Source organism: Flavobacterium cutihirudinis (assembly GCF_003385895.1).
Lineage (GTDB): Bacteria > Bacteroidota > Bacteroidia > Flavobacteriales > Flavobacteriaceae > Flavobacterium > Flavobacterium cutihirudinis.
Window position 1 is genome coordinate 38,747 of sequence record NZ_QRDQ01000010.1, and the last position, 15,463, is coordinate 54,209.

The following is a 15,463-nucleotide window of genomic DNA, read 5'->3' on the forward strand; positions in this document are numbered from 1 at the left end:
TTTTATTTTGTTTTATCCGACTGCACTTTTTTCGCATCTTCTTCTTTAGCTTTTTCTTGCTTTTCTTTCTCTAATTTCTCTTGCTTCTCTTTTTCTAGTTTTTCTTGCTTCTCTTTCTCTTTTTCCTCTTTTTCTTTAGCTGCCTTTTCCTTCTTTTCTTCTTTTTTATCTTTTATTTCTTCCTGCTGTTTTTCTTTTTCTTTCTCTTTTTTCTTGAAATAACCTCTAAAAAGAAAATTGCTTTTGGCAGCTTCCATATTTTCGCTAAAACCTTTTGTACCGCTTTCAAGATTCGAAAGCGTATTCGAAACACTATTTGCCATTTTATCATCTCGTACCAATCTGGCCAGCGCGCCGTTTCCATTATTCATGCTTTGGCTAAAAACCGCAAGTTCCTCAGAAATCACGCCTACATTGTCAACACTTTTTTTAACGCTTTTCATGATATCATTCATTTCTATTCCGTTAATAGAAGCAATTGCGCCATTGTTTTCTATGACTTTTGTAGATTTTACTCCTGGAGTTATGGTTAGTACTTTGTCGCCCATAAGTCCGTCAGAACCAATTGCAGCGCGAGCGTCAGTTTTTATAAACTTTCGCACTTCATCTTTTATAACCATCGAAACCACAACCGACGAATCATTAATAAGTCTGATTTCTTCTACAGTTCCGATATTAATACCGGAGAAACGAACATTGTTCCCAACTTCTAAACCGCTAACAGTTTTAAATTGTGAGGTAATGTGAAAGGTTGATCCAAATAGATTTTTTTGTTTTCCAATAAAATAAATGGCCATTATAAAAAGTAACAAACCAATTGTTACAAACATTCCTAATTTCCAGGTATATCCAGATTGCTTCTCCATGATTTCTATATTTTGCTTTATTCAAAAAATGAGCGTACCCATTCGTCTTCGTCTTTTTCTAGTTCTTCGTATGTTCCTTCAGCATGAATGACGCCTTCTTTTAGCACCATAATGCGGTCGGCAGTCAATTTGGCGCAAGCCATATCATGTGTAATAATTATCGATGAGGTTTTTTGTTTGTGTTTAATATCCAGAATCAGTTCACTAATTTCTCTGGAAGTAATGGTATCTAATCCTGTGGTTGGCTCATCGTATAATATAATTTCAGGTTTTAAAATTAATGTTCTGGCTAAGCCGATTCGCTTTCTCATTCCGCCGGATAATTCCGCCGGCATTTTGTCTACGGCATCTTGCAATCCAACATTTTCCAGCGCTTCCATTACCTCATTTTCGATTTCTTCAGCACTTAAATCTCTTTTATGTGCTGCGAGCGTAAAAGCGAGATTTTCTCTAACCGACATCGAATCATACAAAGCGGCACTTTGGAATAAAAATCCAATGCGAACCCTCATTTTATTGAGTTCGTTTTTGTCCAGATTCAATACATTTTCACCAAATACTTTTATTTCGCCTTTGTCAGGTTCTATAAGTCCTACAATACATTTTATAGTAACTGATTTTCCAGAACCGGAACGTCCTAAAATCACTAAATCTTCGCCTTTATTTACAGTAAGGTTTACGCCTTTTAAAACTTTGTTGTCGCCGCCAAAAGTTTTATGCAGGTCCTTAATTTCAATAATTGGAGCTTGCTTTTTCTCTTTTGATTTAGTTTCGTCTGTATTTTCTTTTTCTTTAATCATCTTAAAAAAATAAATCGGTTATTTGAACGGCAACCATGTCAATAATGAATATGGTTAAGGAAGCAGTTACAACAGCTGAATTTGCTGCGCGGCCTACACTTTCTGTTCCATTGGCTGCGGTAAATCCTTTATAACAGCCTATCATTCCTATAAAAAATCCAAAAAAGAAAGTTTTGATTGTTGCCGGAATTACGTCCAAAAATTCAAGTGACTGAATAATCTGTGACAAATAGCGATAAAAATTGACATCACCATGAATATTGATTCCGACATAACCTCCAATAATACCAATTGCATCCGCAAAAAAGACCAAAATAGGCACCATCAATGTGCAGGCTAAAATTCGTGTAACAACCAAATAATTATAAGGATTAATGGCCGAAACTTCCATAGCGTCAATTTGTTCAGTCACTTTCATGGAACCGAGTTCGGCGCCAATTCCTGAAGAAATTTTTCCGGCACAGATCAACGCTGTAATTACCGGCGCAATTTCCCTAATCAGCGAAAGCGCTACCATTCCCGGAAGCCAGCTTTCTGCTCCAAATTCAACTAACGTTGGTCTTGATTGCAAAGTAAGAACCAGTCCCATTATAAAACCGGTGATAGCTACCAATGGAAAAGATTTGTATCCGATGTAATAACATTGTTTCAAAAACTCTTTTGTCTCATAAGGAGGGATAAAAACCTCCTTAAAAAACCGCTTTGCAAACAAGGTTGCATCTCCAATTTCTGCGAATGTATTTTTTAAGCTGAGAATCAAAATTTCTTATTTTTGGAGTTATTAAATACTCAAAATCAATTTTTTAACAGTTTGAATTGCTTTTTGAATTATAAGTGAAAGTTACCCTAATACTTGTTAAAATCTTTTACACAACTTTTTTGCATGATTATATAATTTACATTCAAAAACAATAAAAGATTAAAACATACGTTAGCGGTTTGCCAAAACAAAAAATCCCTTTCATTGAGAAAGGGATTTTAAGGGTTTAAAAGGATTTTGGTCAGCTTTTGCTTTTAAGAATTTATAGCTACGCCTGTTCGGGTTTTTATTAGCGGAATGACTTTGCATTGACCTAATTTGAAATTCTCCATTATCAATCGTGCAGTTAAATAACATATAGTCGATTCTGCACCCTGATTTAAATTGACATTTTCTTTTTCAAGTCCGTCATAACCACCACCACTTACAGGATTATACATGATTTGGTTCAGATGGTTTTTACCTAAAAACCAGTTAAAAGCGGCTTTCATTTTATTTTTGTATTCCGGAATATCAAATGCCGTGTAAAAAGCATTTAAAGTCTGAATGGTGTACGATACATCAATTGGTTGTTCTCCGTATTGTTCTGGTTCTGAATCTCGATGATGCCAGCCTTGATTTGAAATCACTTTGAATTCTTTGTTTGTAAACATTTTTGACATTAAAAACTCAAGTGAATCCATGGCCACTTTTTTATAAACTGGTTTATTGGTAACTAAATAAGCATAAAGCATCGATTCTGGTAAAATACCATTCGCATATGTCAGGTAATTTTCAAACCATTTCCAGTTTTCTGAAGCATGATCTTCGTAATTGCCCAACAATTTACTATTCAGTTTATTGATAATCGCCGCAACATATAAATTCGGAATCGCGCTATGATATAAATATAAACCTTTTGTAGCAAAACCAATAGAACGAGGAGATTGAATATTTTCTGCCCATTTCAAGGCGCTAAGCAAACATTTTTCTGCCTTTTTAGAAATGTTTTCAGGAAGTATATCCATATTAGAAATTACGGTACCTAATGCCCAAATGGCTCTTGCATTTGAATCTTCAAGATTTACTTCGGCATTTTGTTCGATGTGTTCACGATTTTCCTGATCAACATAATTGATAAAATTGCCTTTTGGTTTTTGACATCTTTCGATAAAATCGAGATAGATCAAAATGTACGGAAGATCATCTCTGTCGCGTGTTAATTTGTAATGCATACAAAATGCAATCAACGCACGTGCATTATCATCTAAAGTATATCCCGATTCAAGATCCGGAACAGAAATTTTGCTAAACTGGATAATTCCGAGTTCGGTAGTTAATTTTTTGATATGCAGCAATTGGATCTCCGGATAGCTATATTTAATCTCAGAAGAGGATTCAATTATTTTTTTATAAGTATTCATGTGTGTTATAGCAGCATTTTCCCAAGAGGAAGCTCTCATTTTTGTGAAAGCATTTATTCCCATTTCATTTCTTAAATTTTCATCGGAAATTAATTTTAAGGTCGATTTTGCAAACTGATCCACATTACCAATATCAGCAAGTATTCCGCAATCCTCAGTTAAAACTTCTCTTGTATGCGGAATTTTAGAAGCTACCATTGGACAGGCACAACTCATGGCATAAGCAAAAGTGCCGCTTACGGCCTGATTTGGATCCTTGGATGTAAACAGATAAATATCTGTGGCTTTCAGATAGTTTAAAAGCTCATCTGTATTGAGGTATTCATTTATAAAACGAACATTATTGTGTAAATTTAATTCTTCTACAAGCGCTTCAAGTTTGTTTCGGTATGCATCGACACCATCAATAATCAGGTTTGGATGTGTTCTGCCTATAATCTGATACAAAACATCCGGTTCTGTTTTGATAATTTCTGCTAATGCTTGTAGACCTGTTTCGATATTTTTTCCTTCACCTAAAAGACCAAATGTAGAAAGTACAATTTTGTTCTTGATACCAAATCTTGCTTTAGCCTGCTCTGGAGTTTCATAGATAACAATATGCGTTCCGTGAGATACCATTGTAATAGCTTCAGCCGGAATATTATAATCGTTAATTAGAATTTCTTTTGACTGATTTGTCATTACAAAAGCAGAATTGCTATAACTCATTAGAAGTTGCACGAATGATTTTAGTTCTTCGTTAGGATTTGGAATAACGCTATGAAAAGTAAAAGTTACCGGCTTTTTGATCTCATTTAAAAAGTTAAGTAAATAGTTTCCGTAAGGACCACCAAACAATCCAAATTCATGTTGAATATGAACTAGTTTTACATTTTCATCTTTATTGATTTGATGCGCAACTTTAGCATATTCTTCGCGGTTTTTTGTGTTCAAAACATAGGCTTGTTCCGAATTTGTTTTTGGTTTATCGACCAAATCACAAATTTCGCAGCTAATAGATTTGCCAAAAACATCAGTAATCCCTTTAATTGTGTCCTGAGTATAAGTTGCTATTCCGCATTGTGTTGGCGGGAAAGTAGAAAGAAAAACTATTTTTGATTTATTTGATATCGTCTTCATTGGGATTCTGTTTAAGTTCAGTTAATAAGTCGTTTAAGTTTACCGGGGCAGCCGCAAATTTTATTATCGGCGGTACCATAATATATATAGAGAAGGTCATCGAAAATAGCTGTTCCTGTTGAGGAAACAACATAATTTACGTAACCGGGTCGTTCGTAATATTCAGCTGGCGCAATTAGTGGTTTTGGTAGTCTTGTAATTGCTTTTACAGGATAATTAATATCCGTTTTGTGATCATATTTTGGTTTAATGATAATATGATCGGGTAGGTTCTTTAAATGCGCTTTCCAAAAAGCCTTTGTAAGTTCGGCTTTTTTTTCGAAAGAGACTATCTGAATTGAGGAAAATAATCTATGTAAAGCTATAAATTTTCCGTTAATTTTTTTCGGAAAAAAAACTACATTTTTATTCCAAACATATAAATTTTTCTTAATTGTTGCTGTCAGCGTATAATTTCTTTTTTTGGCAGCACGATAGTACATTCGAATATTATTTCCATCTTGATAAATAGCAGGATTTGCAACGAATAATTCTTCGAAATTTCTTCCAGTTTTCTCTAAAATTACGGCATGTTTTATAGCTGCTTCCATATCACTAATCATATTTAGGTTAAAATTAGTTTGATAATCAAGCGATAATTGCTCCAATCAATCAAAAAATTAACTCAAAAACTTTTAAGTGGGAATTCTGTAAGCTTAAAAACGGAATAATAAAAACCAGCACAAAGCTTTAATTTTCAATAGATTTTGAAAATTACTTTATCGGAAGGAATAATATTTTTTGGTTATAAAAGAAATTGGAAAACCAACACAAAGAATTAAAATGACGATGGAAATAAGGAAAGGAAAATCCAAATGATTTTCTGGAATTCCAGGAAAGAAAATAGGTAAGATTATTAAATTCATTATCAACCAAACAAAAATCCCATAAAAAAGACCTGAAAGGGCAGCATTTTTTTTAAGAAAAGGAAAATAGGGATAGATGACAAAATAAAACCACGCAAAGCTAAAGGCGATGAAATAATGCATACCTAATCCGAAGAATACCATTGAAAAATTTCCCGTATAAGCATCTTTTTTAAAAATAGCGCTTGCAATAGAGCGTAAAATTTTAGTGGGCGTTGTTTTATGAAGAATAAAAGCATAAACAGTAAATGCAGCAACAATATCCATCGTTCCCGCTACTAATCCTGATAAAAATACTGCACCGCCTTTTGATTTCATACGCTACTTTTTTGTTTAAGGGCAATTTTAAAAATATAAATTTACGATTTATTTAAGTATTTATGAATGTTATTTAGTTGATTTGTATGTCTTTGCGTATGAACAAGAGCAAAATTGATCCATTCGTAAATTGTAAATTTATCAAAACCGGGAACCTGAAAGTCCAAACAAGTTCGTGTTAAATCGTATTTTTCTGCCGATTCCAGTAATTCATTTTCGACCTGAAGTAATTTTGAAATCTGATTGTTTTTATTGTACTCTTTATTGTCAGGCAACAAAAATTCGGGAGCATTCATTTTAATATTGAAGTTCAAAAAGAGATCATCAATTTCCTTAACTTTTTCATCTGGTTTTCGTTTTGTTTCTTCAGTATTGCCTGAAAAAAGTTTAGGATAACCGGAACAAGCCATTATGATATGTTGTGCAGTTTGTCCGCCAGTCCAGCTTCCCTGAAAAGGAATCGTATTTAATTCAGCATCAGAAAAAGAAGAAATTATTTTATATAATTCTTCGAAAGTGTCAACAATATTTTTTCGAGTTTCAGCTTTCATAGTGTGTATTTAAAAGTTTATTCTTGCACCGAAGTAATCCACCAGACATTTCCAAAGGGATCTGTTACACCACAGGTTCTTCCATAATCCTGATCGCTTAAACCCATTAAAGAACTGGCTCCGTGTTCGATGGCTTTTTTATAGGTTTCATCGGCATTGGGTACATATACAAATAAATTTGCGGTTTGTTTTCCCCAATCGGTTATTTCATCCGTAATCATTATTGTGCTGCCGTTCAAAGTAATTTCGGCATGCATAATGCTTCCGTCATCGCGAATAGATTTCGTATTGGTTTCTGAAGCTCCAAAAACATTTTTTGTAAAATCTATAAATTTTGATGCGCCCTTTAAAATTAAATAAGGCATTATTGTTTGGTGTTCTGCAGGAATATTCATTTTGTAAGATTTTAATATTTAGTATTCTAAAATTACAATTTTAATTTTTAATATTCTGTTAATCAGTTGAATGACTTTTTAGGGTAACACTTCACAATGAAAGCCATACGAGTTTACGAGTTCAATTATACTGTTATTGCAGATGTGAGAAGAATGAATACGAAGAATCTTGTCGCAATCTTCAAGATCGAAGTTTATGGAACTGTTAGGAAAATGTTCAAGAAGTTTTTCTACAATCATTACTGATTGACCGACTTCCTGAACATTTGTTTTGAAAACTTCTATCATTTTTTTGTTTGTTTAGAGCGCGATGTTTTTGTAACGCTCAATTTTATGATAGTAGATATAAGAAATTGCCAAAATCAAGAAAATGATTAGTGGAAAAAAGCTCTGAAAACCAACGCCATCAACAACAAAATGACTAATTGAGGCAAATATAAAATCGAATCCAAATCCGGCGTAAGCCCATTCTTTTACATTTTTAGGAATTTGTGGAATAACCAAAATCAAAACTCCAAGAATTTTGAAAACAACAAGTGCATTTCCGAAATACTCCGGATAACCCAAATGCCTAATTCCTTCTTTGGCTAATTCTGTCTGCGAAGTCAAAGCCGGCATAACGCCTTCAAATAAGAAAATAATAATTGTGGTCGTCCAAAAAATAATTTTTGCTTTTTTCATGTGGTTTAATTTTAAATAGTTATTAGTTAATGTATTACAAATGTACAATTCTAGTTTTTGTAAGAAATACGTATTTACGACTATTTTAGGGGCATTTGAGACAAGATTTATTTTAATTGTGAATTGTGAATTGTGAATTTTGGTGCCTATTAAACGGTTTGTCATCCTGAGCGTCCCGAGGCTTCGGGAGAAGGACCGCATAGAAGTTCCGCAAAGATTGTCGATTTTAATTGCGTGGGCTTCTCCCGAAGCCTCGGGACGCTCAGCCTGACACAAAGTGAGAATAAAAAAGCTCTCGCAGATTACACAGATAAAAAAATCCTCTGAATCTGTGTAATCAGTGGCATAAAAAATCTGTTCAATCTGCAAAATCTGCGAGAGACTTAAAAAAACTTCGGGTCCTAGCGCCTTCGTGGCAAAAAACTAAAAAACGCCATGAAACCCAAAGGTCGCACAGCGTTTTCATCTCAAAAAATAAATAATTAACGGGTATTGGGTATTATTTCCAGCCTCCGCCTAGAGCGCGGTACAATTCAGTGTTAGCTGTAAGTTGTTGTCTTTTAATGTCTGCCAGTTCAAGTTCGCTTTGTAATAAATTCGCTTGCGCTGTTAAAACTTCAAGATATTCTGCCATACCGTTTTTGAATAACAAGTTGGCATTTTTGATTGCCTGCTGTAATGTTTTTACTTTTTCCTGAAGAAAAGTTTCCTGTTGTTGTAATTTCTCAGTAACCACTAAAGCATTTGCAACTTCGCTAACTGCAATCAAAACCGATTGTCTAAAATTTAAAACTGCTTTTTCTCTTTCAGCAACAGCAATATTGTATTGTGTTTTCAGTTTTTTATTGTTCAATAAAGGCTGTGTTAAACCGCCAGCAACCGTTCCAAACAATGAAGCTGGAATGTTGAACCAAGAACTTGTTTCAAAAGAATTCACGCCGCCTTGCGCTGTAATTCGAAGCGCAGGATATAAATCTGCTTTTGTAATTCCAACATTGGCATTGGCAATTTTCAACTCTAATTCGGCGCTTTTAACATCAGGTCTTCTGCTTACTAATGAAGACGGAATTCCGACACTAGCATTGTTTTTAATTTCAATGGCACTTAATGTTGTCGTTCTTTCTTTCGAACTCGGAAAAGAACCTGTCAAAACACTCAAAGCATTTTCCTGAATCGCAATATTTTGTTCTAATAACGGAATCAGTTGCGCTGAGTTTAATTTTTGTGCCTCAGATTGTTGAATCGCCAATGAAGTAGCCTGACCAGCATCATATTTTAATTTGATAATATTGGTTGTACTATCATTTAAGCGAAGATTTTGTCTGGCAATATCCAATTGAGCATCAAGCATTAAAAGGTTATAATAACCGCTTGAAACATTGGCTACAATATTAGTCTGCAAAGCTTTTTTTACTTCAGCCGACTGAAGATATTCTGCAAAAGCGCCTTTTTTCTGATTTTTGATTTTTCCCCAAATATCAGCTTCCCAAGAAAGTGTAGCGCCGGCAGAATAATCATCAATATGTTTTTGACCTAAAGCCTGATTCAGATTCATTCCTGTAAAACTATTGTCAGACGGATTGCTTGAACTTGCATTTACAAACAAGTTTACTTGCGGTACATTTCCCCATTTTGACTGAGTAAATCGGTATTGAGCGATTTCGATATTTTTTGTTGCAATCTGCAAATCGTTATTTCTCGCAATAGCGCTGTCGATCAGTTTTACTATATCTTTTTCAGTATAGTAGTTTTTCCATTCCAAATCGCCAATGCTTGCAGTATCACTCGAAACCGATGCATTCCTGAAATTCTCAGGAAGTGCATCTTTTGGAGTTTCAATATCCTTCGAAACTTTACAGGATATTAAAGTCGTGATCAGAATGGCGAAGGTCACGATTTTGGTTATATGATTTTTCATTTAGTCTTTTTATTAATTTTCTTTATCCGTTGGGTATAGTTTTTAAACACATAGAAACATAGTTTTTTGAGGATTTAAAAAAGGCGTTTCACTTATTTTAGATACACATAGTTTTGTATGTGTTGAAACTAGTTTCTTTTATTCTCTTTTTTCGAAATAAGAAATGTATGTCTCTATGTGTTAAAATATTTTTTTTTCCAAAGGGTTAAATTTCTGTACAAGTATCTTTTCTAGTTTCAAGATCTTTTGAGATTCTGTACGATATATATCCGATGCCAAATATGATGGCAACAAGAATGGTTGTGATATAGTTTTCCATTTGTTATTTTTCTTCGTTATGAATTACGGCAACTGGTTTTCCAGAAACCTTTTCTTGTAAATGTTGGAAGATGATGAATAAGACAGGGATGATGAACAAACCTAGAATTACTCCTGAAATCATACCTCCGGCGGCACCAATACTAATAGAGTGGTTACCTTGAGCTGATGGTCCTGTGGCACTCATCATTGGTATTAAACCTACGATAAAGGCTAGTGACGTCATGATAATTGGTCGTAAACGTAATTTGGCAGCATCGATTGAAGCTCGAATTAACGCTTGTCCCGATTTTCGTTTCTGGACGGCAAATTCGACGATCAGAATGGCATTTTTGGCGAGCAGACCAATTAACATTACCAATGCAACTTGTACATAAATGTTATTTTCAATTCCGGTCAAGCCGATTGCCACAAATACTCCAAAAATACCTGCAGGGATTGATAAGATTACCGCCAAAGGCAAAATGTAACTTTCGTACTGTGCAGCAAGTAGGAAATAAACGAATATCAAACACAGTAAGAATATAGTTGCCGATTGCCCTCCGGAAGAAATCTCCTCACGAGTTTGGCCCGAGAATTCAAACCCGTAACCTGCAGGTAATTGTTGTGCTGCTACTTCTTCAATTGCTTTAATGGCATCTCCGGAACTAAATCCTGGTTTCGGAATCGCATTAATAGAAATTGAGTTAAATAAATTATATCTAGAAGCGGTTTCAGAACCGTAAATACGAGTTAGTTTTACTAAAGTATTTATTGGCACCATTTCGCCTGTTTTGTTTTTTACAAAAACTCTATCAATTGCTGTTGGATCTGCTCTGTCTTCGATATCAGCCTGAACTACAACTCGGTAATATTTACCAAATCTGTTGAAATCAGATGCTTGCGCACTACCGAAATAAGCCTGCATGGTTTGTAAAATGTCTTTTACATTAACGCCCAATTGATTCGCTTTTTCGTCATTAACTTCCAATTGCAATTGTGGATAATCAGCTTTGAAAGAGGTAAAGGCAACTGCAATTTCTGGACGTTTCATTAATTCGCCGATAAAGTTTTGAGAAATTCCACTGAATTTATCCAGTTTTCCTCCAGTTTTATCTTGTAGAACCAAATCTAAAGCCTCAACGTTACTAAATCCAGGAACAGTTGGGAAACTGAACACGAAGAAACTTCCGCCAGAAATTGAACCTAGTTTTCCACGAACCTGGTTCATGATTTCGTCAATATTTTTAACATCACCACGTTCTTCGTTTGGTTTAAGCAATACGAATACAACTGCTGATGATGGACTCGTCGAATTTGTCAATAAGTTGAAACCTGAAATCGCTGTAACGAATCTTGAAGCATCTAAACCTCTTAAAGTATTTTCAGCTTCCGTCATTACTTTCTGAGTTCCGTCTAATGATGTTCCAGATGGCGTATTTACTGCAATCGCAATAAATCCTTGATCTTCTGTTGGAATAAACCCTGCAGGAGTTGTTTTAACCATTACAACAGTTGCTACAACAATTAATGCTAATCCGCCCATACTCAACCATTTTCTTCTGATTAAGAATTTAAGTCCGCCAACATAACGGTTTGTCAATGATTCAAAACTGCTGTTGAAAGCGGTAAAGAATTTCTCTTTAAATCCTTTTTTCTGATAAGGTGCATCATGATCATGAGCTCCGTGATTATCTTTTAAGAATAATGCTGCAAGCGCCGGACTCAATGTTAAGGCATTTACTGCCGAAATTACAATTGCAATCGCCATCGTAAAGGCAAACTGACGATAGAAAACTCCTGTTGAGCCTTCCATAAAACCAACCGGCAGGAATACAGCAGCCATTACCAGCGTAATCGAGATAATAGCACCCGTTATTTCGTGCATTGCTTCATGGGTTGCGATTTTTGGAGACAAACGTTTGTGCTCCATTTTCGCATGTACCGCTTCGACTACCACAATGGCATCATCGACCACAATACCAATCGCCAGAATTAATGCGAAAAGCGTTAAAAGGTTGATCGAAAATCCGAATAACTGCATGAAGAAGAACGTTCCTAAAATTGCTACAGGTACAGCAATAGCCGGGATTAATGTTGATCTAAAATCTTGCAAGAAGATAAATACCACAATAAATACCAGTATAAAAGCTTCTAATAATGTATGCTCAACTTGTTCGATAGATTGGTCTAGAGATACTTTTGTACTATAGAAAATATTGTGTTTTATGCCTTTTGGAAAATCTTTAGAAGCCTTTTCCATCATTTTGTTAATGGCAATCTGAATATCATTTGAGTTCGATCCAGCCAACTGAATTACCCCAATTACAATTCCTTTTTTACCATTTAAACGCGTTAAACTGTTATAAGAATAAGCACCAAGTTCAACTCTCGCTACATCTTTTAAGCGAAGTACTGAACCATCAGGATTAGAGCGAATGGCAATATTTTGATAATCTTCAGGTTTGGTTAATTTCCCTTTGTATTTAATAACGTATTCAAAAACTTCTTTGCTTCGCTCTCCAAATTTCCCTGGTGCCGCTTCCAAACTTTTGTCTTGAATCGCACCCATAACTTCGCTTGGCGTTACTTTATAAGTTGACATTTGTGTTGGATTTAACCAAACACGCATAGAGTAATCTTTTACACCACCAAAAATACTGGCAGAACCTACACCCGGAATACGTTTTAGTTCCGGAATAATATTAATCTGTGCATAGTTGGCAACAAACGTCTGATCGTATTTTGCTTCATCATCGGTGTACATACCAATTGCCATGATGAAACTGTTTTGTTGTTTCGCCGTAACAATACCTTGCTGTACAACCTCCGCAGGCAATTGACTTGTCGCTTGAGCAACTCTGTTTTGAACGTTTACAGCAGCTTGGTCGGCATCAGTTCCCAGTTTAAAGAAAACTGTAATAGCCAAAGTACCGTCGTTACTCGCTGTAGAACTCATGTACGTCATGTTTTCTACACCGTTTATAGATTCTTCGATAGAAGGTGCCACAGAACGTAAAACCGTTTCTGCGTTGGCTCCCGGATATACCGCCGTTACCAAAACCGATGGAGGCGCAATATCAGGAAACTGTTGTAAAGGCAGTTTAGTTAAACCCAATACCCCCAGAATTACCAATAAAATGGAAATTACGGTTGCCAGTACAGGTCTTTGTATAAATATTTTGAACATTGTCTTTTATAATTATTTTTGATTAGTTACTTCGGCAACTTTAGTTGATTTTTCAGGCTGAATCGCTTGTCCATCCTGAAGTTTGTCAATACCGCTTAACACGATTTGGTCACCCGTTTTTACACCTTCTTTAATTAAATAATTGGTACCGCTTTTACCTACAACTGTAATAGGCATTTTAGTCACTTTGTTATCTTTACCTACAGTGAAAACAAATACTTTATCTTGCATTTCAACTGTCGCAGCTTGTGGAACTAAAATCGCATCATCGTGATTTAATCCTAAACGGATTCTTCCTGTATTTCCAGAACGTAATGTTCCGTTTGCATTTGGAAAAGTTGCTCTAATCGTGATGGCTCCGGTAGTTTTATCAAACTGACCGTCAACCATATCGATTTTTCCAGTTTGAGGATAAGCATTGTTATCAGCTAAGATCAAAGTAACGGGAGGTAGTTTTTTGATTTTGTCTCCTAGAGAACTTCCAGCATATTGTGCTTTAAAGTTGATGAAATCCGTTTCTCCTAAAGAGAAATAAGCAAATACTTCGTGAACATCAGATAAAGTTGTAAGAGCTTCAACATCTGTCGCAGAAACTAAACTTCCTTGTTTTTTAGGCAGTCTTCCAATGTATCCGCTAACTGGAGCCGTAACATTAGTATATCCTAAATTAATTTTAGCAGAACCAACCATTGCTTTTGCTTGTTCGATATTGGCAGCAGCAATTTTTTGAGAAGCTTTAGCTGTTTTTAACTGATAATCAGAAACTACTTTGTTTTGTACTAGCGGCGTCAATTTATCAACCTCTAAATTTGCGTTGATCAAAGCTGCTTCTGCAGCGTGAAGACTTGCTAAAGCATTGTTTAACTGCTCACGGAACGGACGTTCGTTTATTTTAAATAAAGTTTGTCCTTTGCTTACATACGAACCTTCGTCAACATAAACTCTTTCTAGGTTTCCGCTAACTTGTGGGCGGATCTCAACATCAACAGTTCCTTGTATAGCGGCAGGATATTCAGCGTCAGTAGTTGTATTTGCACTTGTGATAGCCAAAACTGGTAAAACTGGTGGAGGTGGAGCAGTAGGCGCCTGATTTTTATCCGCACAGCTGCTTAATACTAGGGCCAGAATAAAACTGGTTATTATTACATTTTTCATTGTCATTGTGGTTTTAATTGGTTGAACATTTTCTCGGATTAATTCTTTGGGCATTCTGGCATTCTCGGGATTCATATTTAATTGAATTAAATTATCTAACGTTGTTAAGTATAAGTGTGCAAATCTCCATACGTAAGCCTTTTCAATTCTGTTTTAAACCAGTATTAAAATATTTAACAGTGTTAAGTAAAAGTCTAAAAAAAAGCTTTTATTACCTTTATTAAATTTTCTAACAGTGTTAAGCGAAAGTTATAAAAAAAAGGATTTTATGTTATCCTGTTTAAATCATTTTACACTGTTAAGTAAAATTGAAAATTTTTTTATTGTATAGATTTGATGATACCACCAATGGCATCTTTCAAAATTTGGGCATTTATTGTTTCTAAAATATCACTTTTGTTAATGATGTTGATGGCGATTAAACCATGAATAACAGAAAAGAAAGTAAAATACTTTTGTTTAATAATATCCTGACTCGGATTGCTGTCTTTCATTACTTCAGCAATTACCTGAGTGAATAATTTGTAAGGTCCCTCTTGAGCCGAACATCGCTGTGCGCAGCAGGTCATTTGAACACCAAACATTAACTGATACATTTCAGTATTAGTAAAAGCGAAGTCCCAATACGTCATCCACATGGCTTCTAATTGATCTTCGGGTTTCTCAAACTTGTCGATTGCAATCTGCAGTTCTTTAGTCAGTTTGATAAAACCTTTGCCGGTCAGTTCTTCTAATATGGCTTCCTTATTCGAGAAATATTCATAAATAATAGGAGCAGTATATTCAATTCTGTCGGCAATTTTACGCATACTCAAACCATTCCAGCCTTCTTCTTTTACGATATCATAAGCAGCGCCAAGGATGTTGTTCCTTGTCTCTTCTTTTTGTCTTAAAATTCGATCTTTGCTAGCCATTATATTCGAGTATTAAATCGTTTAACACTGTTAGGCAAATGTATGACGGTTTTTCTAATAATGAAATATTTTTATCATAATATTTTCTTATCGTATTATAGATTTATGCAGAAATCTCTGTTAAGGCTTTATTTTATTGATGTTTTTGTTTTCTGATTTTTTTAGAAGCAGAATTTTTTCGGTTTTTA

Annotated in this window: 14 protein-coding genes; all 14 read right to left on the reverse strand. The window is 35.0% G+C overall.

The window, feature by feature from the left end; translation table 11 throughout:
• Window positions 1-2: 2 nt before the first annotated feature.
• Entirely contained in the window at window positions 3-866 is an 864-nt protein-coding gene (locus BD847_RS14895) for an MlaD family protein (RefSeq protein ID WP_115889066.1), read from the reverse strand.
• Between the two features lie 17 nt (window positions 867-883).
• Window positions 884-1,666: an ABC transporter ATP-binding protein gene (locus BD847_RS14900; RefSeq protein WP_115889067.1), complete on the reverse strand. Its 783-nt coding sequence runs from the start codon at window positions 1,664-1,666 to the stop codon at window positions 884-886.
• Window position 1,667: 1 nt separating this feature from the next.
• Window positions 1,668-2,426, reverse strand: a complete 759-nt coding sequence (locus BD847_RS14905) for an MlaE family ABC transporter permease (protein WP_115889068.1) — start codon at window positions 2,424-2,426, stop codon at window positions 1,668-1,670.
• A 254-nt stretch (window positions 2,427-2,680) separates the two neighbouring features.
• Window positions 2,681-4,951, reverse strand: a complete 2,271-nt coding sequence (locus BD847_RS14910) for a glycosyltransferase (RefSeq protein WP_115889069.1) — start codon at window positions 4,949-4,951, stop codon at window positions 2,681-2,683.
• A 17-nt stretch (window positions 4,952-4,968) separates the two neighbouring features.
• Window positions 4,969-5,541, reverse strand: coding sequence for a glycoside hydrolase family 130 protein (locus BD847_RS14915; protein WP_244201613.1), 573 nt, complete (start codon window positions 5,539-5,541; stop codon window positions 4,969-4,971).
• A gap of 168 nt (window positions 5,542-5,709) precedes the next feature.
• A complete protein-coding gene (locus tag BD847_RS14920; RefSeq protein ID WP_115889070.1) occupies window positions 5,710-6,174 on the reverse strand; it encodes a DUF1440 domain-containing protein in 465 nt (154 codons plus the stop codon).
• 41 nt (window positions 6,175-6,215) lie between these two features.
• Window positions 6,216-6,725 carry a DinB family protein gene (locus BD847_RS14925; RefSeq protein ID WP_115889071.1) on the reverse strand — a complete coding sequence of 170 codons (510 nt, stop codon included), beginning with the start codon at window positions 6,723-6,725 and terminating at the stop codon, window positions 6,216-6,218.
• A 17-nt stretch (window positions 6,726-6,742) separates the two neighbouring features.
• A complete protein-coding gene (locus BD847_RS14930; protein ID WP_115889072.1) occupies window positions 6,743-7,120 on the reverse strand; it encodes a VOC family protein in 378 nt (125 codons plus the stop codon).
• A 78-nt stretch (window positions 7,121-7,198) separates the two neighbouring features.
• Window positions 7,199-7,408: a hypothetical protein gene (locus BD847_RS14935; protein ID WP_115889073.1), complete on the reverse strand. Its 210-nt coding sequence runs from the start codon at window positions 7,406-7,408 to the stop codon at window positions 7,199-7,201.
• A gap of 12 nt (window positions 7,409-7,420) precedes the next feature.
• Complete coding sequence (locus BD847_RS14940; RefSeq protein WP_115889074.1) at window positions 7,421-7,801, reverse strand: DoxX family protein; 381 nt, start codon at window positions 7,799-7,801, stop codon at window positions 7,421-7,423.
• Between the two features lie 499 nt (window positions 7,802-8,300).
• A complete protein-coding gene (locus BD847_RS14945) occupies window positions 8,301-9,719 on the reverse strand; it encodes a TolC family protein (protein ID WP_115889075.1) in 1,419 nt (472 codons plus the stop codon).
• Window positions 9,720-10,041: 322 nt separating this feature from the next.
• The gene (locus BD847_RS14950; protein ID WP_115889076.1) at window positions 10,042-13,206 is read right to left on the reverse strand and encodes an efflux RND transporter permease subunit; all 3,165 of its coding nucleotides are present in this window, start codon (window positions 13,204-13,206) and stop codon (window positions 10,042-10,044) included.
• Between the two features lie 12 nt (window positions 13,207-13,218).
• Window positions 13,219-14,436, reverse strand: a complete 1,218-nt coding sequence (locus BD847_RS14955; protein WP_115889077.1) for an efflux RND transporter periplasmic adaptor subunit — start codon at window positions 14,434-14,436, stop codon at window positions 13,219-13,221.
• A gap of 245 nt (window positions 14,437-14,681) precedes the next feature.
• A complete protein-coding gene (locus BD847_RS14960; protein WP_068842436.1) occupies window positions 14,682-15,275 on the reverse strand; it encodes a TetR/AcrR family transcriptional regulator in 594 nt (197 codons plus the stop codon).
• Between the last annotated feature and the right edge of the window lie 188 nt (window positions 15,276-15,463).